This is a genomic window from Serratia rhizosphaerae (assembly GCF_009817885.1).
Taxonomy (GTDB): domain Bacteria; phylum Pseudomonadota; class Gammaproteobacteria; order Enterobacterales; family Enterobacteriaceae; genus Serratia_B; species Serratia_B rhizosphaerae.
This window is the reverse complement of sequence record NZ_CP041764.1, coordinates 2,318,959-2,342,307: the sequence shown is the minus strand read 5'-3', so window position 1 is coordinate 2,342,307 and position 23,349 is coordinate 2,318,959. Positions and strand designations below refer to the sequence as shown.

20 protein-coding genes are annotated in these 23,349 nt (G+C 57.8%); 7 read left to right on the top strand and 13 right to left on the bottom strand.

The window, feature by feature from the left end; genetic code table 11:
• Positions 1 to 409: 409 nt before the first annotated feature.
• Positions 410 to 1,075 (bottom strand): TetR/AcrR family transcriptional regulator, encoded by a 666-nt coding sequence (locus FO014_RS10875; RefSeq protein ID WP_325965254.1) that lies wholly within the window; start codon positions 1,073 to 1,075, stop codon positions 410 to 412.
• A 254-nt stretch (positions 1,076 to 1,329) separates the two neighbouring features.
• Between FO014_RS10875 and FO014_RS10870 the strand changes: the two genes are divergently transcribed.
• Positions 1,330 to 2,556: a Tm-1-like ATP-binding domain-containing protein gene (locus FO014_RS10870; protein WP_160029533.1), complete on the top strand. Its 1,227-nt coding sequence runs from the start codon at positions 1,330 to 1,332 to the stop codon at positions 2,554 to 2,556.
• A 93-nt stretch (positions 2,557 to 2,649) separates the two neighbouring features.
• Here FO014_RS10870 and spy read toward each other — a convergent pair whose 3' ends face one another.
• Positions 2,650 to 3,135 carry an ATP-independent periplasmic protein-refolding chaperone Spy gene (gene spy / locus FO014_RS10865; RefSeq protein ID WP_105233011.1) on the bottom strand — a complete coding sequence of 162 codons (486 nt, stop codon included), beginning with the start codon at positions 3,133 to 3,135 and terminating at the stop codon, positions 2,650 to 2,652.
• A gap of 405 nt (positions 3,136 to 3,540) precedes the next feature.
• Here spy and yhjD point away from each other — a divergent pair, with 405 nt between their 5' ends.
• From yhjD to FO014_RS10850, 3 genes are all read left to right on the top strand, one after another.
• Positions 3,541 to 4,548 (top strand): inner membrane protein YhjD, encoded by a 1,008-nt coding sequence (gene yhjD, locus FO014_RS10860; protein WP_160029531.1) that lies wholly within the window; start codon positions 3,541 to 3,543, stop codon positions 4,546 to 4,548.
• A 342-nt stretch (positions 4,549 to 4,890) separates the two neighbouring features.
• The gene (locus FO014_RS10855; protein ID WP_105233013.1) at positions 4,891 to 6,213 is read left to right on the top strand and encodes an MFS transporter; all 1,323 of its coding nucleotides are present in this window, start codon (positions 4,891 to 4,893) and stop codon (positions 6,211 to 6,213) included.
• Between the two features lie 97 nt (positions 6,214 to 6,310).
• Entirely contained in the window at positions 6,311 to 7,075 is a 765-nt protein-coding gene (locus tag FO014_RS10850) for a CDP-diacylglycerol diphosphatase (RefSeq protein WP_160029529.1), read from the top strand.
• Positions 7,076 to 7,082: 7 nt separating this feature from the next.
• On the opposite strand, the gene FO014_RS10845 is transcribed toward FO014_RS10850, so the two are convergent.
• Complete coding sequence (locus tag FO014_RS10845; protein WP_160029527.1) at positions 7,083 to 9,125, bottom strand: AsmA family protein; 2,043 nt, start codon at positions 9,123 to 9,125, stop codon at positions 7,083 to 7,085.
• Between the two features lie 259 nt (positions 9,126 to 9,384).
• On the opposite strand from FO014_RS10845, the gene kdgK reads away from it, so the two are divergent.
• Positions 9,385 to 10,317 (top strand): 2-dehydro-3-deoxygluconokinase, encoded by a 933-nt coding sequence (gene kdgK / locus FO014_RS10840; RefSeq protein WP_160029525.1) that lies wholly within the window; start codon positions 9,385 to 9,387, stop codon positions 10,315 to 10,317.
• A 207-nt stretch (positions 10,318 to 10,524) separates the two neighbouring features.
• Positions 10,525 to 11,250 (top strand): helix-turn-helix transcriptional regulator, encoded by a 726-nt coding sequence (locus tag FO014_RS10835; protein ID WP_160029523.1) that lies wholly within the window; start codon positions 10,525 to 10,527, stop codon positions 11,248 to 11,250.
• 44 nt (positions 11,251 to 11,294) lie between these two features.
• Here FO014_RS10835 and ilvC read toward each other — a convergent pair whose 3' ends face one another.
• Entirely contained in the window at positions 11,295 to 12,770 is a 1,476-nt protein-coding gene (gene ilvC / locus FO014_RS10830; RefSeq protein ID WP_105233018.1) for a ketol-acid reductoisomerase, read from the bottom strand.
• Between the two features lie 169 nt (positions 12,771 to 12,939).
• On the opposite strand from ilvC, the gene ilvY reads away from it, so the two are divergent.
• Positions 12,940 to 13,821, top strand: a complete 882-nt coding sequence (gene ilvY / locus FO014_RS10825; protein ID WP_160029521.1) for an HTH-type transcriptional activator IlvY — start codon at positions 12,940 to 12,942, stop codon at positions 13,819 to 13,821.
• Between the two features lie 13 nt (positions 13,822 to 13,834).
• On the opposite strand, the gene FO014_RS10820 is transcribed toward ilvY, so the two are convergent.
• The 9 genes from FO014_RS10820 to FO014_RS10780 all read right to left on the bottom strand — a co-directional run bounded on the left by FO014_RS10820 (position 13,835) and on the right by FO014_RS10780 (position 23,103).
• Positions 13,835 to 14,536, bottom strand: a complete 702-nt coding sequence (locus FO014_RS10820) for a DUF2461 domain-containing protein (RefSeq protein ID WP_160029519.1) — start codon at positions 14,534 to 14,536, stop codon at positions 13,835 to 13,837.
• 20 nt (positions 14,537 to 14,556) lie between these two features.
• Positions 14,557 to 15,174 carry an immunity protein Sip4 gene (gene ssi4 / locus FO014_RS10815; protein ID WP_246168118.1) on the bottom strand — a complete coding sequence of 206 codons (618 nt, stop codon included), beginning with the start codon at positions 15,172 to 15,174 and terminating at the stop codon, positions 14,557 to 14,559.
• The gene (gene ilvA / locus FO014_RS10810) at positions 15,128 to 16,672 is read right to left on the bottom strand and encodes a threonine ammonia-lyase, biosynthetic (RefSeq protein WP_111737942.1); all 1,545 of its coding nucleotides are present in this window, start codon (positions 16,670 to 16,672) and stop codon (positions 15,128 to 15,130) included. The genes ssi4 and ilvA overlap by 47 nt, the downstream gene beginning before the upstream one ends.
• A gap of 5 nt (positions 16,673 to 16,677) precedes the next feature.
• Positions 16,678 to 18,528, bottom strand: coding sequence for a dihydroxy-acid dehydratase (gene ilvD / locus FO014_RS10805; protein ID WP_105233022.1), 1,851 nt, complete (start codon positions 18,526 to 18,528; stop codon positions 16,678 to 16,680).
• Between the two features lie 114 nt (positions 18,529 to 18,642).
• Positions 18,643 to 19,569, bottom strand: coding sequence for a branched-chain amino acid transaminase (locus FO014_RS10800; RefSeq protein WP_105233023.1), 927 nt, complete (start codon positions 19,567 to 19,569; stop codon positions 18,643 to 18,645).
• Between the two features lie 20 nt (positions 19,570 to 19,589).
• Positions 19,590 to 19,853, bottom strand: a complete 264-nt coding sequence (gene ilvM / locus FO014_RS10795; RefSeq protein ID WP_105233024.1) for an acetolactate synthase 2 small subunit — start codon at positions 19,851 to 19,853, stop codon at positions 19,590 to 19,592.
• A complete protein-coding gene (gene ilvG, locus FO014_RS10790; RefSeq protein ID WP_160029515.1) occupies positions 19,850 to 21,496 on the bottom strand; it encodes an acetolactate synthase 2 catalytic subunit in 1,647 nt (548 codons plus the stop codon). The genes ilvM and ilvG overlap by 4 nt, the downstream gene beginning before the upstream one ends.
• A gap of 142 nt (positions 21,497 to 21,638) precedes the next feature.
• On the bottom strand, positions 21,639 to 21,737 hold the full coding sequence (gene ilvL / locus FO014_RS10785; protein ID WP_015962288.1) for an ilv operon leader peptide: 99 nt from the start codon (positions 21,735 to 21,737) through the stop codon (positions 21,639 to 21,641).
• 133 nt (positions 21,738 to 21,870) lie between these two features.
• Entirely contained in the window at positions 21,871 to 23,103 is a 1,233-nt protein-coding gene (locus FO014_RS10780) for an MFS transporter (protein ID WP_160029513.1), read from the bottom strand.
• Positions 23,104 to 23,349: the final 246 nt, after the last annotated feature.

Below are 23,349 nucleotides of genomic sequence, written 5' to 3'. Positions count from 1 at the left end.
TCCATTGTTGTTTGCAAATGTTTTATTGGTTTTATGTATTACGTTTCTGTAACACCAAATAAATAAAGCACAACAATGGTCACTTCGCCCGGCAGGCAAAAAACGACGACAAACGTCATTACGAAAAAATATTCCGCTGGCAGGGAAGAGGAAAGAGAGGTAAAAACTGAGAGATACTCATTAGGTCATGGCATTAATCTCATTCCCCGGGAATAGATTAAAACCTAATGATATGATTATTAATGAATTGATAAATAATTTGTGTACAAATTATCTGTCTGGAACGCGGCAAAGACAGCATATGACGTTAGTAATTATCAGTAAAAACTATAACTACATAGCCTATTCATTTAGTGAATAATTCTACATTCAACGCCGGCATCACGCTAAAAATGGATTATCCTGCTGGTTATTTTTTGCTGTTGCGCACATCTTCTTCGGCCTGACGAATAATCGCCTTCGCCATCCACTGCGTAACGTCTTGAATACCGCTCAGCTCCAATCCCCAAATATCTTTCAACACTAGGAAAACCTCTGAACCGTAAATCAGTGAGAAAGCGTGGATCACGCGCTGTAGCGCCTCCGGAGGCAATTTATCCTGCAATGGCTCCACCGCCAATTTCAGCAGGCGTTTACGGTTACCACGCACGAATTTCTCCCCCGGCGTAGCATTGGCCCACTGCTGCAAAGAGAGTTGCAACGCTGCGCGCAGCGCGCCTTCATGCTGCTCCATTTGCGGGTAAGCAAAGGCCAGCAGCTGCTGGATACGCAGCAACGCATCATCATCATGCGGTTCCCACTGCAAAATCGGCCCCAGACTTTCAGCCACCACGGCGGTAATCAGGGCGCTTTGCGTCGGAAAATAGCGATAGGCGGTAGCGCGGGATACCTGGGCATGGGCCGCCAGTTCGGTTATCGACGGGAACGCGCCGTCATCGTACAGTTCCATCGCGCTGGCAAGCAGCAATTTGCGCGTTCTGGCGCGCGTATGGGTTAGGGGTTCATCCCGCGGTGCGGGAAAAGCGGATAGCGACACATCGACCTCACACAAATCATGCCGGCTCACAGGCGGCATAATGAAAAACCTGACTGGCAGGATCCTGGCCCTTCCAGCGTCGCAAAAGCGAACTATAAATACAAAAAATGAGACCCTAGTCTCATTTATCATCAAAAAAGGCTTGCATAAATGACACTGCCGTCTCATTATGTATACAAATTCATCGGCTGCATCTTATTGTACCAACACCAGGGTTCCAAATTAATATTATAAGTTATCATTAGAAACAACCAGTTCGGCCCTCATAGCCGACCTTTTTTCAGGAACAGACGATGAGAAATACCCCAACCTTTGTCTATATTGCTACCACAGCAGATACCAAAGGACAAGAGTTGGCGTATGTGCGCGGTTTGATTGACAGCCTCGGTTTACCCACCATCACCGTCGATCTTTCCACTCACGACATGCCCGCACGCTACCCGGCCGACATTTCGGCGGCCGACGTAGCCGCTTTTCATCCAGAAGGCGCAACCGCCGTCTTTTGTCATAACCGTGGTCAGGCTATCGCCGCCATGGCTATCGCTTTCGAACGCTTTATGCTGTCGCGCAACGATGTCGCCGCTCTGTTGGGTATGGGCGGGTCCGGCGGCACCGCCATGATCACGCCGGCAATGCAGCAGTTGCCTATCGGTCTGCCCAAGCTGATGGTCTCCAGTATGGCTGCCGGGGACGTTTCCGGTTACGTCGGCGCCAGCGATATCGCTATGCTGTATTCCGTGACCGACATTGCCGGCCTGAACCGCATTTCACGTAAGGTGCTGGGTAATGCCGCACACCAGATCGCCGGTGCGGTGCGTTTCCATACCGATGAAGACGTACTCAGCAAGCCCGCCACCGGTTTGACCATGTTTGGCGTGACAACGCCGTGTATCCAGGCCGTGACCCGCGCCATTGAGGCGCAATGGGACTGCCTGGTGTTTCACGCCACCGGCAGCGGTGGACAGGCCATGGAAAAACTGATCGACAGCCAGCTATTGAATGCGGTATTGGATCTGACCACCACCGAGGTAGGCGATTATCTGTTCGACGGCGTACTGGCCTGTAACGAAGACCGTTTTGGCGCTATTGCCCGCACCGGTATTCCCTGCGTGCTGTCCTGCGGCGCCATGGATATGATTAATTTCGGCCATCCCAAAACCATTCCGGCACGCTATGCCGACCGACATTTTTATAACCACAATACCCAGGTGACGCTGATGCGCACCACCGCTGAGGAAAATGCCCATATCGGGCGTTGGATTGGCAAAAAGCTGAATGCCTGCCCGGGAGAGATTCGCTTCGTCATCCCGGAGGGCGGAGTCTCCTCGCTGGATGCCCCCGGCCAACCGTTTTGGGATCCGCTGGCGCTGCGCGCCTTTACCGACGCGCTGGAACAAACTCTGGTGCAGACCACGCGACGCCGGCTGATTAAAACGCCCTATCACATCAACGACGCACGGTTTGCCGACATTGTGGTGGCGCAGTTTCATGACATCACCACGGTGAAAAAAAAGCACTGAGGCCATTGTTCTCGCCAGGATGGCGCATGGCAAAAAAATATAAAAAAAGGCCAGAAAAATCTGGCCTTGTTATTTCGCACATCACACTATTAATTACTCGGCAGCCTCGTGCTGCGCTTTCATTTTATTCATGTGCTCCATCATTTTCTTTTCGTGTTTCTGATAATTCTCATTGTATTGTTTTTTCTGTTCTGGCGTTAACAGGTTATACATTTTATTTTCAGCCTTGGCGCGCGCCAGCATGCGTTCGGACTGCGCTTTGCTGATAGTGTCAATTTGCGCTTTGGCTTTGGCTTCATCAAAGCTGTCGGAGGCCACTAACGTATGCAGCGCCTGACGCTGTTCTTTCATGCCATGACCGCGATTCTGGTGCGCTTCTTTCATAATGTCGCGCATTTGCTGGCGCTGCTGCTCGGTCAGGTTCAGCCCCGCGAACGGGCCGCCTTTCCCCTTGTGGTGCATCATTTTCATCGGCGCGCTATCTGCTGCCGCGGTGGTGGCGGTATCGGCCGCAAAAGCCATAGAAGCAGAACCCAGCGCCAGGGTAGAGGCAACAAATAAAGCAGTCAGTTTACGCATAATTATTTCCTTAAAATATTCTTTATCAGGAGCGCTGTACTTAACAGGCTCATCGTGTCGTCGGAGATAATAATAGGCCCAGGAATATAGATTAATGCGAAGGAGTGTAAACTTTTTAAAACCAAAAAAGGATTTATTCATCAATTATGAGCAAATTATGGAGATAGCGTCTGCCCTTTGACAAGATTTAACCCATAACGAAAAAAAACCATGGTAAATAAGGTAACACGCGCTGATTAATTACGCAGTCGAATTTACATTAGCGGCCGGCTTTCATCCCTTTTTTGCGCGCTGGCACGCGTGAAGCCGGGAAATACGTCAATTCCCTGCATCGGGGTCAAATCCATGGCCGGTTTAGCTATAATGGTGAAGGTTATAGGTTTTTATATAAGGAAAGCGTGAGTAATGCCTACAGGATCTGAGAACACTCCCCAGCAGCGCCAAACGGAAGAATCAGCCAAGCCGCTGATCGACATCAAGACCGGGAACCACAAAATTGACAAGGGCATCTCCGGCTTTTCCCGTCTGGTTGAGCATATCAAGGCCAGACCGGGTATCGCCCACCTGCTGCGCGCGGCCGAGCGCTTTAACGACCGGCTGGGCAGCCAGTTCGGCGCCGCCATTACCTACTTCTCTTTCCTGTCGCTGATCCCCATTCTGATGGTGTCGTTCGCCGCGGTAGGCTTTGTACTGGCCTCTAATCAGGACCTGCTGACCGAGCTTATCAACAAAATTGTCGGCAGCATCAGCGACCCAACGCTGGCCAATACGCTGAAAAATACCGTCAATACCGCCATCCAGCAGCGCACCACCGTCGGCCTGACGGGGTTGGCGCTGGCGCTCTACTCCGGCATTAGCTGGATGGGCAACCTGCGCGAAGCGATTCGCGCCCAGTCGCGCGACGTCTGGGAGCGTAATCCGCAGGATCAGGAAAAAATTTACTTTAAATACACCCGCGACGTTATCTCGCTGACCGGTCTGGTGGTGGCGCTGATCGTCACGCTGTCGCTGACCTCGATCGCCGGTTCGGCGCAGGCGGCCATCGTGCGCGCGCTGGGGCTGGACGGCATCGACTGGCTGCGCCCGGCGATGACGCTGATTGCACTGTCCATCTCCATCTTCGCCAACTATCTGCTGTTCCTGTGGATTTTCTGGATGCTGCCGCGCCACAAACCCAATAAGAAAGCGCTGTTCCGCGGCACGCTGATGGCCGCCATCGGCTTTGAAGTGATCAAGTTCGTGATGACCATGACGCTGCCGCAGGTGGCAAAATCCCCGTCCGGCGCGGCATTTGGATCGGTGATCGGCCTGATGGCCTTCTTCTACTTTTTTGCCCGCCTGACGCTGTTTTGCGCTGCCTGGATCGCCACCGCGCAGTATAAGGACGATAAATCACCATCGACCAAACCATAAAGGCAGTCGGCCAATCGCATGAATATACCGGTCATCAGCCTATGACCGGTTTTTTATGCCAAATAAGCGCGCAGATATCAGAATATAAATCTAACTAACGGCTGACGGTTCAGCCAAAAGCAGCACAACACACTACCCATCTACTTTTCTTTCCGCCTTTTCCAGCCATTCCCACTGCTTTGCCTTATTTTTGTGACGTTAAACTCCACAGATAAACGCAAAGGTAAAACTTTAATCTTATTAAGCATTTATTTCCCGCATTGTACAAAGTTACGCCATTGAAAAGGGGTTTTGCTGTGGCATAAGATGGCCTTTTACATAATGAAAACATAAGAAATAACTATGCAAGCCACCATCACAACATCCGCCGACGCCAACGATGCGTCCGCACCAATCAATTCCCGGGGAAAAGTGCTGGTCGCTTCGCTGATCGGCACCGCTATCGAATTCTTCGACTTCTACATCTATGCCACCGCCGCGGTGTTGGTGTTTCCGCATATCTTTTTCCCGCAGGGCGATCCCACCACCGCCACCCTGCAGTCGCTGGCGACCTTCGCCGTCGCCTTCGTCGCCCGCCCGATCGGCTCAGCGCTCTTCGGCCACTTTGGCGATCGCGTCGGGCGTAAGGCTACGTTGGTCGCCTCGCTGCTGACCATGGGCATTTCCACCGTGTTGATCGGGCTGCTGCCGAGCTATGAAACTATCGGCATCTTCGCCCCGCTGCTGCTGGCGCTGGCGCGTTTTGGCCAGGGGTTGGGGCTCGGCGGTGAATGGGGCGGCGCGGCGCTGCTGGCGACCGAAAACGCCCCGCCGCGCAAACGCGCGCTGTACGGCTCCTTCCCGCAGCTGGGCGCGCCGATCGGCTTTTTCTTCGCCAACGGCACCTTCCTGCTGCTCTCCTGGCTGCTGACCGACCAACAGTTTATGGAGTGGGGCTGGCGCCTGCCGTTTATCCTTTCCGCGGTGCTGGTGTTGATCGGCCTGTACGTGCGCGTATCCCTGCATGAAACGCCGGTGTTCGCCAAAGCGGTGAAGGCCGGCAAGCAGGTGAAAATCCCGCTCGGCACCCTGCTCAGCAAACATCTGAAGGTCACCATCCTGGGCACCTTCATTATGCTGGCGACCTATACGCTGTTCTATCTGATGACCGTCTACTCCATGACCTACGGCACTGCCGCACAACCGTTAGGCCTCGGCTACTCACGGGAAAGTTTCCTGTGGATGCTGATGCTGGCGGTGATCGGTTTTGGCGTGATGGTGCCTATCGCCGGCCTGCTGGCGGACGCCTACGGCCGTCGTAAAACCATGGTGGTGATTACGCTGCTGATGATCGGCTTCGCCTTTCTGTTCCCGACCATGCTCGGCTCTGGCAATCAGGCGCTGGTGATGGCTTTCCTGCTGTGTGGTCTGAGCATTATGGGGCTGACCTTCGGCCCGATGGGCGCGCTGCTGCCGGAGTTGTTCCCGACCGAAGTGCGCTATACCGGGGCTTCTTTCTCCTACAACGTCGCCTCGATTCTTGGCGCGTCGGTCGCGCCCTATATCGCCACCTGGCTGAACGCCAACTATGGCCTGTTCTACGTCGGGATGTATCTGGCAGCAATGGCGACGCTGACGCTGCTTGCCCTGCTTTTGATGAAAGAAACCCGCCACCAGTCGCTGTAACCGCCTCTGCGGCCCGCACCGTGCGGGCCGCTGTTTTCTGTCATCAAAAGCGTTTATCCTGCCTTCTTTATTCCCAATATTCCCAATTCGGATACCGATGATGACACTGCGCCGCCGGCTATTACTGCTGCTCATCCTATTGGCGCTGGTTATTCTTGCGCTCTATCTCTGGCTGAAGCCCGCGCATCCCGACGCACTGTGGCGCATCGTCAGCCAACAATGTCTGCCGAATCAGCAACAACACAACAACCCGGCGCCCTGCGCGCAGGTCGACCCGCAGCACGGCGCCGTGGTGTTTAAAGATCGTAATGGCCCGTTGCAGTACCTGCTGATGCCGACGGCAAAAATCACCGGCATTGAGAGCCCGGAGCTGCTGACACCGACGGCGCCCAACTTCTTTCTGCTGGCCTGGCAGGCACGCCGCTTTATGACGGAAAAATACGGTAAACCTATCGACGACGCGGCAATTTCGCTGGCCATCAATTCCGAATATGGCCGCACGCAAAACCAGCTGCATATCCATATATCCTGCCTGGCGCCGACGGTGAAAAGCCGTCTGGCGCAGGCAGAACAAACCTTCACCCCACGCTGGCAGCCGCTGCCCGGCGGGTTGTTGCAACACGACTATCTGGTACGGCGGGTGACGCCGGGCGAGCTGGCACAGCAGGGGGCGTTTCGCCTGCTGGCGAGCGGCGTCGCCGGAGCCAGCCAACAGATGGGCCGCTACGGCCTGGCGATGACCGCCTTGCCAAACGGTGATTTTCTGCTGCTGGCCACCGAACGCAATCTGCTGCGCCTCAACCTGGCCTCGGCGGAGGAGCTTCAGGACCACGACTGTACGCTGCTGCAGCCGCGCCCCTGAGGCGCGGTTACTTTTTCTTCTTCATCTGCTTGAGCACCTGCCCACACTGGTTGCTATCGGCGCCGTCGCTGGGCGACATCAGCGCCAACAGGGCAGCGGCCGGCGTCACCACCACGCCCAGCGCCACGGCCGCCGCTCCGCGCGCAATCAGCGGCCCGGCTTTCACGCCGGCGTCCGGATGCTTAAAGGTGCCTTTCACATACAGCGGCGAGCGCAGTGTCAGCACGCGCATGCCCTTACTCTCCGGATCGATGGACAGATCCAGCCGTTCGCTGGCGAAGTTGGCGTTGCCGGTAATATTGATGATGGCGTTCTCGGTATCGAACACAAACAGCCGCGGCGCAGCCACGCCGCTGCGTATGCCAACGTCCGCCGCCGCGCAGTTGATGCCCACTTCGTCATCGCCGAAAATCTGCGCCACCAGATAATTACCAACGTTGAGGCCCAGAATTTCCATCAGGCTGCGGCTGATCATGCCGTCGTTAACCAGCAGACGCAGATCGCCGCTGCTGCTGCCCAACAGCGCCGCCACCGAGTTGCCGCTGCCGGTTAACTTCGCATCCCCGTTCAGTTCTCCCAGACTGCGCTTCATCGATTCCACATTCGGCAGCAGTTTCTTCAACTGGAAATTGCGGGCGTGCATATCCATCCGCCCACGCATCGGCTGCTTGCTGCCATCCAGCCGCACGGTTGAATTCAGGTTGCCGCCCGCCACGCCAAAGCGCAGCGGGTCCAGCAAAATCACGCCGTTCTCCAGCCGCAGATGGGTGTACAGATCGCTTAACGGTAAGGCATCGCCATGCTCAATACGTTTGGCGGTAAATTTGACGTCGGCGTTCATCACGCCCCAGCTTTGGGTGGCAAACGTTGCGACCGGCAACGCCTTATCCGCCGGCTGCCGCGTTTTCTCACCGCGGCCGGCCTTGGCTGCATTGCTGTCAGCGCCGATCAGCGGCGCCAGATCGGCGAAGCGCAGCTGTTTAGAGAGCACATTACCGCTCAGGCTCGGCCGCGGCCGGCTGGCGACATAGCGCAGATCGCCGTGGATATCGCTGTCGCCAATCTTGCCGCTGAAATTTTGATAGCGATAAACCGCGCCGCCCTTTTCATGCAAACGGGCCGTCAGATGTCCGTCGGTGGCATACGGCGGCGTATTGGGCAACAGCACGCCGGTCAGGCCATACAGATTGCCCAGACTGTCGCCGGAAAACTTCAGCTGTAGATCCAGCCCGCCGAGATTTAACGGGTCGGTCAAGGTGCCCGCTACCGCCACGCGGGTCGCGCCGGAGCGTATATCAGCCTGCAGCGGGAACGGCAGGCCGGCATTCTGTAACGACAACATGCCGCCGATCTTACCGCTGCCGCTCAGCGGTTCGCCGTTGTATTTGCCTTTTACCTGCCAGCCGAATACATAGTCCGGCGTAATGACCTGGCCCTCCTCCTTCTTGCCGGTGACCTGGCTAAATGGCAGCGGCTTGCCCAGCGGGTCGATCGTCGCCTGGAAATCCGCCTTCAGCGTAGCGTCCTTAAACGCTATCTGGCCGCGATCGAACACGATATCGTGAATATTCACCGACCAGTCTGACGCCGCGCTCTGGTCATCCTGCCCACCGCCGGCAAGGTTGAACGTCCAGTTATTCTCGCCGTTGGCCAGACGCTGTAACCGTGCGTCGGGCCGCTGCAGCCAGATGCGCGGGATCAGCACCTCTTTATGTAACAGCGCCAGGGGAGCGATGCTGAGTTCGACACGTTGCAGGCTGACCATACGATCGCCGGGAATATTTTCCGGATTGCCCAGTACAATATCTTGCGCATGAATGTACGGCCACGGCACCCAGGCGCGCCAGCCGCCCTCTTCCTTTTTACGCTGCCAATCCACGCCAAGATCGCCGCGGATGGCGAAGGGCCGCTGCAGCTCGGCAGAGACTTTGTCATTAATCGTCGGCTTAAGGCGGTTCCAGTCGAAGGTGGTGATAAAGACCACCAGCGCCACAATCACCAGCAGCACAACGCCGCCGATCCCGCTGATTACTTTTCCCGTTTTGCTCATCGTCAGTTCCCTAATATCCGTTGCGTACGGCCGGTTTGGCGGAGATTGATTAACGGCCGTTCTCCCTAAGCCTAGTTAAGGATGCGGCAGAGTTCACCCTTTCAGCCTGCACCGCCCATGGCGCATGTTAAGCAGCAATAACCGATCGTTTGGCGAACGGCGCAAAAAACAAATTAAAACACCATTTCATTTCTATTGACTCCACGCCCCGCAGCCGTAAGACTGGCATAAACCCGCACACCTTTATTCAGGGATTATCATGACTTGCAAAAATATTGCCGTTATCGGCGAATGCATGATTGAGCTATCGCAAAACGGCGCCGGACTCAGCCGTGGTTTTGGCGGCGATACGCTCAATACCGCCGTCTATATCGCCCGTCAGACAGAACGGCAGGCGCTTCACGTCCACTATGTCACCGCACTCGGCAACGACAGTTTTAGTCAGGAAATGCTGCGCGCCTGGCGGCAGGAAGAGATCGACACCACGCTGGTACAGCAGCTGGAGAATAAACTACCGGGGCTGTACGTGATAGAAACCGATGAAACCGGCGAGCGTACCTTCTACTACTGGCGCAACGACGCCGCCGCGCGTTATTGGCTCGACGGCCCGCAGGCCGACGCCATTTGCCGTCGGCTGGCGCAGTTTGATTATCTGTACCTCAGCGGCATCAGCCTGGCGATCCTCTCCTCTGAGGCACGCCGCAAACTGATGGCGCTGCTGCATCAATGCCGCGCCAACGGCGGCCAGGTCATTTTCGACAATAACTACCGCCCACGGCTGTGGCAAAACAGAGAAGAGGCGCAGCAGGCCTATCGCGAGATACTGTCCTGCACCGATACGGCGTTCCTGACGCTGGACGATGAGGATGCATTATGGGGGCAAACGCCGGTGGAGCAGGTGGTCAAACGCACCCGCGATTTCGGCGTGCAGGAGATCGTGATCAAACGCGGCGCCGACGCCTGTCTGGTCTATCTGAACGATGAGACGCCGCTGGAGGTTGCGGCGGTGAAGCTGGCACAGGAGCAGGTGATTGATACCACCGCCGCCGGCGACTCATTCAGCGCCGGCTATCTCGCCGTACGGCTGAGCGGCGGTGCGCCGCAGCAGGCGGCGGAACGCGGCCACCTGACCGCCAGCACGGTGATTCAGCACCGCGGCGCGATTATTCCACGGGCGGCGATGCCGGTCTGACCGGCCGATAAAGCGGGCATCCGCGTGCCCGCAGGTAAATTTCCCTGATGCTAATGGCGCTCATTTCCAGCATACGTGACTATTTTTATTGTGCTATAGCGCCAGAGTATAAATATTTTCCTGACCGCGATCCTAGCTAGACTAAAGTACAGGTTATGGGTCTTTACTTGCACGGGCGCGATTGCCAACGCCGTATTGAGGTACGTCATGTCAGGAATATTAGCCGGTGCTGCCGCCGCTGAAGGGAAAATAAGAGACAGGCTGAAACGTGAGCTGCGCCATTTTCATGGCGTAAAATACGCCTACCTGCAGCTTGATAAGCTGCGCGCCGGGCAGTGGTTTCTGACCTCTGACTACCCGGAACCCTGGCTCGATTTCTACCAGAAACATCATTACCCGGCATGCGATCCCGTCGTGCAGGCGGGCCGGCATCAGGTCGCGCCCTTTTCCTGGCAGGAAACCTGCGTCACCACACAAGCCCCGCATTACGAGCATATTTTCAGCCAGTCGCGGCGCTACGACATCATCAGCGGCTGTACCTTTGTCCTGCACGATCACACCGATCACCTCACGCTGCTGTCGCTCAGTACGCCGACGGATAACCGTCACGGCGTACAGCAACTGCTGCGCCATCACCGGCAGCGTCTGCAGATGCTGTTGGTCGATACCCACAGCGCAGCTCTCAACGCGGCGGCTGCCCCGCCGCCGGCGCCCGCAGTCATGTTGTCGCCGCGCGAGAATGAAATCCTATACTGGGCCAGCATGGGGAAAACCTATCAGGAAATTGGCCAGATACTGGGAATTAAAACCGGCACGGTGAAATTTCATGTCGGCAATGCCGTGAGAAAGTTCGGCGTACTGAATGCCAAACATGCAATACGGCTGGGGACTGAGCGGCGCTTAATTACGCCGCCGCAAAGCGTCAGCCCATAAAAAAGCCGGCAATCTCTGCCGGCCTGGTATGTGTGCTGCGACGCTTAGCCTGCGACGGCAATGCGCTTCATATCGGTCATATAACCGCGCAGTTTGCGACCCACCGCTTCGATCGGGTGGTTACGCACCGCTTCGTTCACGTCGCGCAGCTGCGCGTTGTCAACCGCGGTTCCCGCCACAGATTTGCCCAGATCGCCCGCCTGCAGCGTGGTCATAAACTCTTTCAGCAACGGCACGGCGGCGTTGGCGAACAGGTAGTTGCCGTACTCTGCGGTGTCGGAGATAACCACGTTCATTTCATACAGACGCTTACGGGCAATGGTATTGGCGATCAGCGGCAGTTCGTGCAGCGACTCATAGTACGCCGACTCTTCGATGATGCCGGAATCCACCATGGTTTCAAACGCCAGCTCAACGCCCGCTTTCACCATCGCCACCATCAGCACGCCGTTATCGAAGTACTCCTGCTCGCTGATTTTGCCTTCAAACTGCGGCGCGTTTTCAAACGCGGTTTTACCGGTCTCTTCACGCCAGGTCAGCAGCTTCACGTCGTCTTCCGCCCAGTCGGCCATCATGCCGCTGGAGAATGCGCCGGAGATGATGTCGTCCATGTGCTTCTGGAACAGCGGCGCCATGATGGTTTTCAGCTGCTCAGACAGCGCATAGGCACGCAGCTTGGCCGGGTTGGACAGGCGATCCATCATCAGAGTGATGCCGCCCTGCTTCAGGGCTTCGGTGATGGTTTCCCAGCCGTACTGAATCAGTTTCTCGGCGTAAGCCGGGTCGCTGCCTTCCGCCACCAGCTTATCGAAGCACAGCAGCGAGCCCGCCTGCAGCATACCGCACAGAATGGTCTGCTCGCCCATCAGGTCGGATTTTACTTCGGCCACGAAGGAAGACTCCAACACGCCGGCACGGTGGCCGCCGGTCGCCGCCGCCCATGCCTTGGCGATCGCCATGCCTTCGCCTTTCGGATCGTTTTCCGGGTGTACGGCGATCAGCGTCGGCACGCCGAAACCGCGTTTGTACTCTTCACGCACTTCGGTGCCCGGGCACTTCGGCGCCACCATCACGACGGTGATGTCTTTACGCACCTGCTCGCCCACTTCAACGATGTTGAAACCGTGCGAGTAGCCCAGCGCCGCACCGTCTTTCATCAGCGGCTGCACCGCGCGCACCACGGCTGAGTGCTGTTTGTCCGGCGTCAGGTTAACCACCAGATCGGCCTGCGGGATCAGTTCTTCATAAGTACCCACTTTAAAGCCGTTCTCGGTCGCTTTACGCCATGACGCGCGCTTTTCGTCGATCGCTTCCTGACGCAGCGCATACGCCACGTCCAGGCCGGAGTCACGCATGTTCAGACCCTGGTTCAGGCCCTGAGCGCCACAGCCGACAATCACCACTTTTTTCCCTTTCAGGTAGCCCGCCTCATCGGCAAATTCGTCGCGCGCCATAAAACGACACTTACCCAATTGCGCCAGCTGCTGACGCAGGTTCAATGTGTTGAAATAGTTAGCCATGGTGCTACTCCAGTTAGATGTTGTGTATTACATGTTATTTTCATTCCCCGCCCTGTCTGTGCGGAGATTCGTTAAACTCAATGTATAACAGGATTTGCGTTGCTTAAATTGATATATTAAGAACATCACGTTGCAATTTATGCAACACCAGCGCTGCGAGCATACTGATATGGACTTACGCGATTTAAAGCTGTTTTTGCATCTGGCGGAGAGCCGCCATTTCGGCCGCACCGCCAAGGCGATGCACGTCAGCCCCTCTACCCTTTCCCGCCAGATACAGCGGCTGGAAGAGGGCATCGGCAAACCACTGTTTCTGCGCGACAACCGCACCGTACAGCTGACCGACGCCGGCGAATTGCTGAAGGTATTCGCCCAGCAGACGCTGCTGCAGTACCAGCAGCTTAAGCACGCGCTCGGCCAGCACGGCCCGTCGCTCAGCGGCGAGCTGCGCCTGTTTTGCTCGGTGACCGCCGCCTACAGCCATTTGCCGCCGATCCTTGACCGCTTTCGCGCCCAGCATCCGCTGGTTGAAATCAAACTCACCACCGGCGATGCCGCCGACGCGGTGGATAAAATCCAGTCCAATGAGGCGGACCTCGGCATTGCCGGCCGGCCGGAAAGCCTGCCGGGCAGCGTCGATTTCACCAAGATCGGCGAAATTCCGCTGGTGCTGATCGCGCCGGCGCTGCCGTGCGCGGTGCGCGCCCAGGCCTTTGCCGAGCAGCCCGACTGGGCCAATATTCCCTTTATCCTGCCGGAACACGGCCCGTCGCGGAAACGCATCGAACTGTGGTTCCGCCGGCAGCGCATCAGCAACCCGCTGATTTACGCCACCGTCGGCGGCCACGAGGCTATCGTCTCGATGGTGGCGCTCGGCTGCGGCATCGCGCTGATCCCCGGCGTGGTGGTGGACAACAGCCCGGAGCCGGTGCGCAACCGTATCTCGCAGCTGGACAATGTCTCGATGGTGGAGCCGTTTGAACTGGGGGTCTGCGTACAGCGCAAACGCCTTGGCGACCCGCTGATCGAAGCGTTCTGGCGCCTGCTGTAGCGCCACGCGACGTTTATAAGTCGGCCGGATCGATCTGCTTCATCGCCTCGACTTTCATCAGCCAGTGGTAGAGCGGCTCCAGCTGATGAAAAGCCTGCGTCAGCATCGGCGCCAAATCGGCGCTGAACAGCTTTTCCACCTGATGGTCCGAGGCCATCACCGCGAAGGATTTGCGCTGATACCAGTGGGCAATCTCCGCCGCCTGGCCTTTGACCAACGGACGCTTGTAACTCTCCCCCACCAGCTCGAACGGCGGCCGGCAGCAGGTAGCCGCCGCCAGAAACTGCTGCGGCTGCCGCTGCAGCGTATGGCGGAACAGATCCATCGTCGGCTTGTTGGCGCTGTAGTAACCCAACCCGTAGCACAGCATGTCCGGCCCCAGCTCAAAGAAATATACCGGCGCGTCTTTCCAGTCTTTGCTCGGCCGTTTGAAGGTCAGCCACATGCGGCTGCGATAACGGGATTTATCGTGGGAAAAACGCGTATCGCGGTGAATGCGCGACAGCGTTTTGCCGATCGCCGGCCGGGTCTCAAACTGCGGGTCGATCGCCAGCATCGCCGGCGCCAGCTGCTCCACCAGCCGGCGGAACGGCGTTAACAGCGTTTGTTCGTACAGCGCACGGTGCGCCTCAAACCACGCTTTGTCGTTTTCAATCCGCACCTGCTGCAGAAAGTCCAATCCCTGCTGACTAAATCCGGCAAACGACTGCGTCATGGCTTCTCCTGTTGTTTGCACTATCTGCCGCGACGAATCTCCGCCATCTGCCAACGCCGTTTGACAAACACCCGGCGCCGACTGCGAAAGTAAGCCACATACAGATAAAAAATCGTTCGATGGCTGAAAATAAAACCGCCTGCGGTGCCCGCCAATAGCAACACCACGCTGAAGAAACCAGATACACCCATTCCCCAGGCAAACAACGCGGCCAGCAGCGCAACCGGCAGTAGCAGCAGATCATATTTCAGCAATAGCACGCCGCTGTTTTTACCCTGCGTCAGCTGCAGCAGGATTAACGTCATCCACACCGCCAATATGGCCCCGCTGCCCAACAGCGCCGCCGCCGGCGACACGTCCGTGAGGGCAAACGCCATATCCGCCATCAGGCCCATTACGCCCGCTACGCCCGATGCCAGAGCCATCATCAGCCCCATGGTATTACCAATGCCCGGCGGGGCTAGCCGTTGGCCAGGCGTCAGAAAAAGCTGCTCCAGTTCAGGTTCAATGTCGGCAAACACGGCAGGATCGCGCGCTGCGATCTGCCGCTCCATCTCGCGTCCCTGGGCAATCAGACGGGTAACGATCGCCCTAGCCCTGTAGGAAGAAACGAAACGCCGGGTTATCCGTTTCATCATGGCAGTCGTAGCCCAGCGCCGTCAGATGCTGTTCAAACTCCGGCTCGCTTTGCGCCAGCTCGAAGGCCGCCAGCACGCGGCCGAAGTCGGTGCCGTGGCTGCGGTAATGGAACAGGGAAATATTCCAGTGGGTGCCGAGCGTATTCAGGAACTTCAGCAGCGCGCCGGGGGATTCCGGGAACTCAAAGCTGTACAGCCGTTCGCGCAGCGGCTTGGAAGGGCGGCCGCCCACCATATAGCGCACGTGCAGCTTGGCCATTTCATCGTCGGACAGATCCACCACCTGATAGCCGCCGGCCGTCAGTTCGCTGATGATTTCCCGCCGTTCCGCATGGCCGCGCGTTAAGCGCACGCCGACGAAGATGCAGGCGTTGTCGGCATCGGCATAGCGATAGTTGAACTCGGTGACCGAGCGGCCGCCCAGCAGCTGGCAGAACTTGAGGAAGCTGCCCTGCTGTTCGGGGATCGTCACCGCCAGTAAGGCTTCGCGCTGTTCGCCCAGCTCACAGCGTTCAGACACGTAGCGCAGCCCGTGGAAATTCAGGTTGGCGCCTGACAGCACGTGCGCCAGCCGTTCGCCCTGAATATCGTGCTGCTGCACGTATTTTTTCAGCCCCGCCAGCGCCAGCGCGCCCGACGGTTCGGCAATCGCACGCACGTCCTCAAACAGGTCTTTTACCGCGGCGCAGATGGCGTCGCTGTCGACGGTGATCACGTCGTCCAGATATTCACGGCACAGGCGGAAGGTTTCATCGCCGATGCGTTTGACCGCCACGCCTTCGGCAAACAGCCCGACGCGGGCCAAATCCACCGGCTGACCGGCATCCAGCGCCGCCCGCAGACAGGCCGAATCTTCCGCTTCCACGCCGATCACCTTGATTTGCGGCATCAGCTGTTTGATCAGCACCGCCACGCCGGCTGCCAGGCCGCCGCCGCCGACCGGGACAAATACCCGATCCAGATGCGCGTCCTGCTGCAACAGTTCCATCGCCAGCGTGCCCTGACCGGCGATCACCGCCGGATGGTCGAACGGCGGCACGAAGGTCATGCCCTGCTGGCGGGACAACTCCACCGCTTTCGCCTTCGCTTCATCAAAATTAGCGCCGTGCAGCAACACCTCGCCGCCGAAGCCGCGCACCGCATCCACCTTGATATCTGCGGTGGCGACCGGCATCACGATCAGGGTTTTAATCCCCAGACGGCTGCCGGACAGCGCCACGCCCTGCGCGTGGTTGCCGGCGGAGGCGGTGATCACGCCGCGCGCCTTCTGCTCTTCGTTCAGGCCGGCGATCATCGCGTAAGCGCCGCGCAGCTTGAAGCTGTGTACCGGCTGGCGATCCTCACGCTTGACCAGCACTACGTTGCCCAGTCGCGAGGAAAGTTTCTCCATGGTTTGCAACGGGGTGACCTGCGCCACCTCGTAAACCGGCGAGCGAAGCACCGCCCGCAAATATTCCGCCCCGCAGGGGGCCTCTGATAGGGGTTGTGATACCGCCATGCCGCTTAGCCTCCCAGCTTGCTCTTATCGCGTACTGCGCCTTTGTCGGCGCTGGTGGCCAGCGTTGCGTAGGCACGCAGCGCATAAGACACCTGACGTTCACGGGACTTCGGCGTCCAGGCCGCATCGCCGCGCGCCAGTTCGGCTTCGCGCCGCGCCGCCAGTTCACTGTCCGCCACGTCCAGTTTGATGCCGCGGTTCGGGATATCAATGGCGATCGTATCGCCGTCCTGCACCAGCGCGATCAGGCCGCCGTTGGCCGCCTCCGGCGAGGCGTGACCGATGGACAAACCGGAGGTGCCGCCGGAGAAGCGCCCGTCGGTAATCAGCGCGCAGGCCTTGCCCAGCCCCATCGACTTCAGATAGGTGGTCGGATAGAGCATTTCCTGCATGCCCGGCCCGCCTTTCGGCCCTTCGTAGCGGATGACCACCACGTCGCCGGCCTCGACTTTACCGCCGAGGATTGCCTCCACCGCGTCCTCCTGGCTCTCATACACTTTGGCCGGGCCGCTGAATACCAGAATTTCCTTGTCGACGCCGGCGGTTTTAACGATACAGCCGTCTTCCGCCAGATTGCCGTACAGCACCGCCAGCCCGCCGTCCTGACTGTAGGCATGCTCACGGGTGCGGATACAGCCCTCCTGGCGATCGGTGTCCAGCGAGTCCCAACGGCAATCCTGCGAGAATGCCTGCGTGGTGCGAATCCCCGCCGGCCCGGCGGCGTACATGTTCTTCACGTCTTCATCCTGGGTCAGCATCACATCATAGGCTTCCAGCGTTTGCGGCAGCGTCAGCCCCAGGACGTTGCTGACGTCGCGGTTCAGCAAACCGGCGCGATCCAGCTCGCCGAGGATGCCGATCACCCCGCCGGCGCGGTGTACGTCTTCCATATGGTATTTCTGCGTGCTCGGCGCCACCTTGCACAGGTGAGGCACCTTGCGCGACAGGCGATCGATGTCCTCCATGGTGAAGTCCACCTCGCCTTCCTGCGCCGCCGCCAGCAGGTGCAGGACGGTATTGGTCGAGCCGCCCATGGCGATATCCAGCGTCATGGCGTTCTCAAATGCCGCCTTATTGGCGATATTGCGCGGCAGCGCGCTTTCGTCATCCTGCTGATAGTAACGCTTGGTCAGCTCGACGATGCGTTTGCCCGCATTGAGGAACAGCTGCTTGCGATCGGCGTGCGTCGCCAGCAGTGAGCCGTTGCCCGGCTGCGACAGCCCCAGCGCTTCGGTCAGACAGTTCATCGAGTTGGCGGTGAACATACCGGAGCAGGAGCCGCAGGTCGGGCAGGCGGAGCGTTCAATCTGCTCGCTCTCGGCGTCGCTGACGTTGGGGTTCGCGCCCTGAATCATCGCGTCCACCAGATCCAGTTTGATGATCTGGTCGGACAGCTTGGTTTTACCGGCCTCCATCGGCCCGCCGGAGACGAAGATCACCGGAATATTGAGGCGCAACGCCGCCATCATCATGCCCGGCGTGATTTTGTCGCAGTTGGAGATGCACACCATGGCGTCGGCGCAGTGAGCATTGACCATATACTCCACCGAGTCGGCGATCAGCTCGCGCGAAGGCAGAGAGTAAAGCATGCCGCCGTGCCCCATGGCGATGCCGTCGTCCACCGCAATGGTATTGAACTCTTTCGCCACGCCGCCGGAGGCTTCGATCTGTTCGGCAACCAGTTTACCCAGGTCGCGCAGATGCACGTGGCCCGGCACAAACTGGGTAAAGGAGTTGACCACCGCGATAATCGGCTTGCCGAAATCGGCCTCGGTCATCCCGGTTGCGCGCCACAGTGCGCGGGCGCCGGCCATATTGCGGCCGTGGGTGGTGGTGGCGGAACGTAACTTAGGCATGCTCTTTTCACTCCAATAAATACTGTTTTTATACGGGCGGCGAACGAACCGCCCGTTTATTCCCCGGATACAGCAAAGCGCGGGGCTGTGGTGTTGTCTGTCTGGCGTGGTTTGTTATGGGTTGATCGGATCCAGCCAGCCGTATTTGTCTTCGGTGGCGCCGGTAAACAGGCCGAAGAACGCCTGCTGAATCTGCTTGGTGACCGGGCCACACTTGCCGATGCCGACCTGAATGCCGTCAACGCTGCGCACCGGCGTAATTTCCGCCGCGGTGCCGGACATAAACACTTCGTCGGCCAGGTACAGCGATTCACGCGACAGCACCTGCTCACGCACCTCAATACCCAGATCTTTCGCCAGTTTGATAATGGCGTCGCGGGTAATGCCCGGCAGCGCCGAGGAGGTGAACGGCGGCGTGAACAGCACACCATCTTTTACTTCAAACAGGTTTTCACCGGCACCTTCCGAGATGTAGCCATGCACATCCAGCGCGATGCCTTCCTGATAACCGTGACGGCGCGCTTCGCTGCCCACCAGCAGGGAAGAGAGGTAGTTGCCGCCCGCTTTGGCCGCAGTCGGGATAGTATTTGGCGCCACGCGCTGCCAGGAAGAAACCATCGCATCGATACCTTGGTCCAGCGCCTCTTCACCCAGATACGCGCCCCAAGGAAACGCCGCGATAATCACGTCTGTCTTGTAGCCGTCCGGTGGGTTAACGCCCATCCCGACATCACCGACGAAGACCAGCGGACGGATATAGGCGCTGACCAGATTATTTTTACGCAGCGTGGCGCGGCAGGCTTCCATCAGCTCATCCACGCTCTGGGAAACCGGCATGCGGTAGATTTTTGCCGAGTCATGCAGGCGCTGCATATGCTCGCGGTGGCGGAACACCACCGGGCCTTTGTGGGAGTCATAGCAACGTACCCCTTCAAACACCGACGTGCCGTAATGCAAAGCATGTGACATCACGTGTACTTTAGCCTCGGCCCAAGGAACCATCTCACCATTGAACCAGATATAATCGGCTTTCTTCGTCATTGTTCTTTCCTTCTCGCGTCTTAGGCGCGTATTTGTTGTGATGTGTTGTTGTGTTGCTGGATTTCTACGCAGGAGACATCCATCAATTTATTTAACTGGGATGACAGTAAATCTACCGAACGCTGGCTGGCAACGGTCAATTCGATATTGACCCGGTCGCTGTTCAGGCCCGACGCCATATTCATAGCACAAACCTGGAAGCCGCGATGACGCACGACACGCAATACGCGTTCTAACATTTCAGGGCGAAAACGGGCCTGGATCGAGAGTTGATGCTGCATCATGATACTTTCTCCAACATGGTTTCGTTGCCGGCGCCCGGCGGCACCAGCGGCCAGACGTTTTCGAGTTCATCAATCGCCACCTGCAGCAGATACGGCCCGTCGCTGTTTAACAGCGCGTCGAGCGCCTCCGCCACCTGGTCTTTACGGGTAATGCGCTGGCCGGGGATACCGAACGCGCTGGCCAGCGTCAGGAAGTCGGGGTTATCGGACAGGTTGGTCTCACTGTAACGGCCGTCAAAAAACAGCTGCTGCCACTGGCGCACCATGCCCAGACGCTGGTTATCCAGCAAAACGATCTTCACCGGCAGTTGCTTACGCTTAATAGTGCCCAGCTCCTGGACGTTCATCATGAAAGAGCCGTCGCCAGACACGCAGATCACCGTATCTTCCGGCCGGGCGATCTGTGCGCCGACCGCGGCAGGCACGCCAAAGCCCATGGTGCCCAGCCCGCTGGAGGTGATGAAGTTTTCCGGCCGGTTGAATGTCATGTGCTGGGCGCTCCACATCTGGTGCTGCCCGACATCGGTGGTCACCACCGCATCGGCCGGCATGCGCTCCGACAGCTGTTTCAGCAATAACGGCGCGTAAATCGGCTGGCCCGGGTGATCGTAGCGCCAGGCGTGCATCGCTTTCAGTTCGCCGACGCGCTGCTGCCACTCGCCGATCGTCAGCGGTTGCTGCAGCGCCGGCAGCAGCGCCTTCAGATCGCCCTGCAGCGCAACGTGCGCCTGACGCAGTTTGTTCAACTCAACGGGGTCGATATCCATATGGATAACGTTGGCGTGCGGCGCAAAGGCGTTCAGCTTGCCGGTCACGCGATCGTCAAAACGTGCCCCGACCGCAATCAGCAAATCACACTCCTGCACCGCCAGGTTCGCCGCCTTGGTGCCGTGCATGCCCAGCATGCCGAGATAATACGGGTGTGCGGCGTCCGGCGCGCCCAGCCCTTTCAGGGTGGCGACCGTCGGCATCTGGGTGGCGGCGATAAATGCGCGCAGCGCCGGCACCGCCTGCGCCATACCGACGCCGCCGCCGACGTACAGCACCGGCTTTTGCGCCTGCGCCAACAGGGCGCTGGCCTGTTCGATGCCATCCATCGGCAGGTCGAATTCGTCGTTGACCGGCATCAGGTGCGGCGGTAAATCCGCCTGCGCCAGTTGGATGTCTTTCGGGATATCAATCAGCACCGGGCCGGGACGGCCGCTGGCGGCGATGGCAAACGCCTCGGCCATGATGCCCGGCAGCGCATCCAGCGATTCCACCAGGAAGCTGTGCTTGGTGCAGGCCAGCGACAGGCCCAGAACATCGATCTCCTGAAAGGCATCGGTACCGATCAACGCAGAACCGACCTGCCCGGTGATAGCCACCACGGGCACGGAATCCAGCAACGCATCCGCCAGGCCGGTGATCAGGTTGGTGGCGCCGGGGCCGGAGGTGGCGATGCAGACGCCAGTTTTACCGGTGGCGCGCGCATAGCCGATCGCCGCCATCGCCGCCCCTTGTTCATGACGGCACAGCAGGTGTTCCACCCCGCCGTCATACAACGCATCGTACACCGGCATGATTGCGCCGCCCGGATAGCCGAATACAGTATCAACCCCCTGTGCGCGCAACGCTTGAACCACCCACTGAGCACCATTCATAGTTATTTCCCCGCCTTACTTCGAGAATTGCAGGATTTTGTTCTGTTGTTCACTCTCTGCCCCTCACTTCACTTTTCTCTTGCCAATAAAAAACCCCCGGACCTGACGGTGCGGGGGTTCTCTTGCGATTCCGGCTTGTTTTTTAAGCCATTCTTCGTCCAAGTGCAGCCCCGCACGGTGGGATAATAATCACCACCACGCTAATCACGACTAGGCTAATCACTTGGGCAAACGCTTTCATAATAGGTATGTTCACTGTGCTCGTTTCGAACTAATGTCTACAGAGTTACCATAGTCATACTCGATATGACAATACTTTTTTTGCGTTATTATTCTACGCAATCTGGTCATACCTCGAACAAAGTGCTGTATTTTCAAACGTTAACATGTACAGCCGGCGATTTGGCCGCGCCGGACAGCGCTTTGCCGCGCGTGTCTTTACCAAACATCACCAGCAGAGTAATCACGATGGCCACCGTACCGGCGATGATCGCCATCGCTAAACCGTAGTTATGGCCATGGCTTTCCGCGATGCTCGCCTGCAGCGTCGCATTCACCGAGGCAATCAAATTACCCAGTTGATAAACAAACCCCGGCAGTACCGCACGCGTGTTGGCAGGCACCAGCTCATTCAGGTAAGTCGGCACCACGCCCCAGGCGCCCTGCACCATAAACTGCATCAGAAACGCACCGATGCCTAACATCAGCGAACCGCTGGCAAACGCCCACAGCGGGATCACCGGCAATGCCAACAATGCGGCGATGACAATGGCTTTTTTACGGCCGATCTTTTCCGACAGCACGCCGAAAAATACGCCGCCGATAATTGAGGCGATATTGTAGGTAATCGCGATGATACTGACGGTTTTTGGATCGAAACCGTGCTGAACTTTCAAGAACGCCGGATACAGATCCTGCGTGCCGTGAGAGAAGAAATTAAACGCCGCCATCAGCGCGACCAGATAAATACACAGTTTCCAATGCTGCTTCAGCACCGGCAGCAGCGCGGTGCTTTCTTTGCGCTGACGCGCTGCCAGCCACACCGGCGACTCCTGCACGCAATAGTAAATAAACGGCAGCAGCAAGATCGGCGCCGCGCCGATCACAAACATACCACGCCAGCCCAACAGCTCGAACAGCGTGCCGTACACCACCGCCGCCAGCAAATAACCGAACGGGTAACCCGCCTGGAAAATACCGGACATCAGGCCGCGTGAACGGTCAGGAATGCTTTCCATCGCCAGCGAGGAGGCGACGCCCCAGATGCCGCCCATGGCAACGCCGTACAGCACGCGCAGCAGCAGGAAGATGGTCAGCGAAGGCGCGGCGGCAGACAGCAGCTCAAACACGGAGAAGAACACAATGTTCAGCATCAGGATTGGCTTGCGTCCATACTTTTCCGCCGCTCGGCCAAACAGCAGCGCACCGATCGGCCGTACGGCCAGCGTCAGCAGAATCGCCAGCGTGACCTCCTCCATACCGACGTGGAAAGCCTCGGCAATATCGCTGAGCAGAAAAACCAGAACAAAGAAATCAAAAGCATCTAGCGTCCAGCTGGCAAAGCTGGCGATGGCTGCATTGCGTTGCAACGACGTCCAACCAAACATAACGTTATTCCTACCATAGAGTACAAAGTGAATGGGATTCAACGGCAGTCGCCGCGGAGCGGGTGACGGTCGGGGATTGTGTTGATTAAGTGTTTTTTATTTTAATCAATTGTTAAATACACCCATTAACTCTCTGGTTGCAACTTGGTTAGCCTGCTAATTTGTTGCATCATTCATGGAATTGTTAGCCAGTATTGCCGCACAACTCGCAGAAAATATGTATCTCAATGAAATAATTAACATTAA

Bases quoted from the DNA above. Each gene is read 5' to 3' on its own strand.
- ilvC (WP_105233018.1), bottom strand. From the start codon at position 12,770: ATGGCTAACTATTTCAACACATTGAACCTGCGTCAGCAGCTGGCGCAA.
- ilvG (WP_160029515.1), bottom strand. From the start codon at position 21,496: ATGAATGGTGCTCAGTGGGTGGTTCAAGCGTTGCGCGCACAGGGGGTT.
- ssi4 (WP_246168118.1), bottom strand. From the start codon at position 15,174: ATGATGAAACGGATAACCCGGCGTTTCGTTTCTTCCTACAGGGCTAGG.
- FO014_RS10875 (WP_325965254.1), bottom strand. From the start codon at position 1,075: ATGCCGCCTGTGAGCCGGCATGATTTGTGTGAGGTCGATGTGTCGCTA.
- ilvY (WP_160029521.1), top strand. From the start codon at position 12,940: ATGGACTTACGCGATTTAAAGCTGTTTTTGCATCTGGCGGAGAGCCGC.
- FO014_RS10780 (WP_160029513.1), bottom strand. From the start codon at position 23,103: ATGTTTGGTTGGACGTCGTTGCAACGCAATGCAGCCATCGCCAGCTTT.
- kdgK (WP_160029525.1), top strand. From the start codon at position 9,385: ATGACTTGCAAAAATATTGCCGTTATCGGCGAATGCATGATTGAGCTA.
- yhjD (WP_160029531.1), top strand. From the start codon at position 3,541: ATGCCTACAGGATCTGAGAACACTCCCCAGCAGCGCCAAACGGAAGAA.
- ilvA (WP_111737942.1), bottom strand. From the start codon at position 16,672: ATGGCGGTATCACAACCCCTATCAGAGGCCCCCTGCGGGGCGGAATAT.
- ilvM (WP_105233024.1), bottom strand. From the start codon at position 19,853: ATGATGCAGCATCAACTCTCGATCCAGGCCCGTTTTCGCCCTGAAATG.
- FO014_RS10800 (WP_105233023.1), bottom strand. From the start codon at position 19,569: ATGACGAAGAAAGCCGATTATATCTGGTTCAATGGTGAGATGGTTCCT.
- FO014_RS10835 (WP_160029523.1), top strand. From the start codon at position 10,525: ATGTCAGGAATATTAGCCGGTGCTGCCGCCGCTGAAGGGAAAATAAGA.
- FO014_RS10845 (WP_160029527.1), bottom strand. From the start codon at position 9,125: ATGAGCAAAACGGGAAAAGTAATCAGCGGGATCGGCGGCGTTGTGCTG.
- ilvL (WP_015962288.1), bottom strand. From the start codon at position 21,737: ATGAAAGCGTTTGCCCAAGTGATTAGCCTAGTCGTGATTAGCGTGGTG.
- spy (WP_105233011.1), bottom strand. From the start codon at position 3,135: ATGCGTAAACTGACTGCTTTATTTGTTGCCTCTACCCTGGCGCTGGGT.
- ilvD (WP_105233022.1), bottom strand. From the start codon at position 18,528: ATGCCTAAGTTACGTTCCGCCACCACCACCCACGGCCGCAATATGGCC.
- FO014_RS10855 (WP_105233013.1), top strand. From the start codon at position 4,891: ATGCAAGCCACCATCACAACATCCGCCGACGCCAACGATGCGTCCGCA.
- FO014_RS10870 (WP_160029533.1), top strand. From the start codon at position 1,330: ATGAGAAATACCCCAACCTTTGTCTATATTGCTACCACAGCAGATACC.
- FO014_RS10820 (WP_160029519.1), bottom strand. From the start codon at position 14,536: ATGACGCAGTCGTTTGCCGGATTTAGTCAGCAGGGATTGGACTTTCTG.
- FO014_RS10850 (WP_160029529.1), top strand. From the start codon at position 6,311: ATGATGACACTGCGCCGCCGGCTATTACTGCTGCTCATCCTATTGGCG.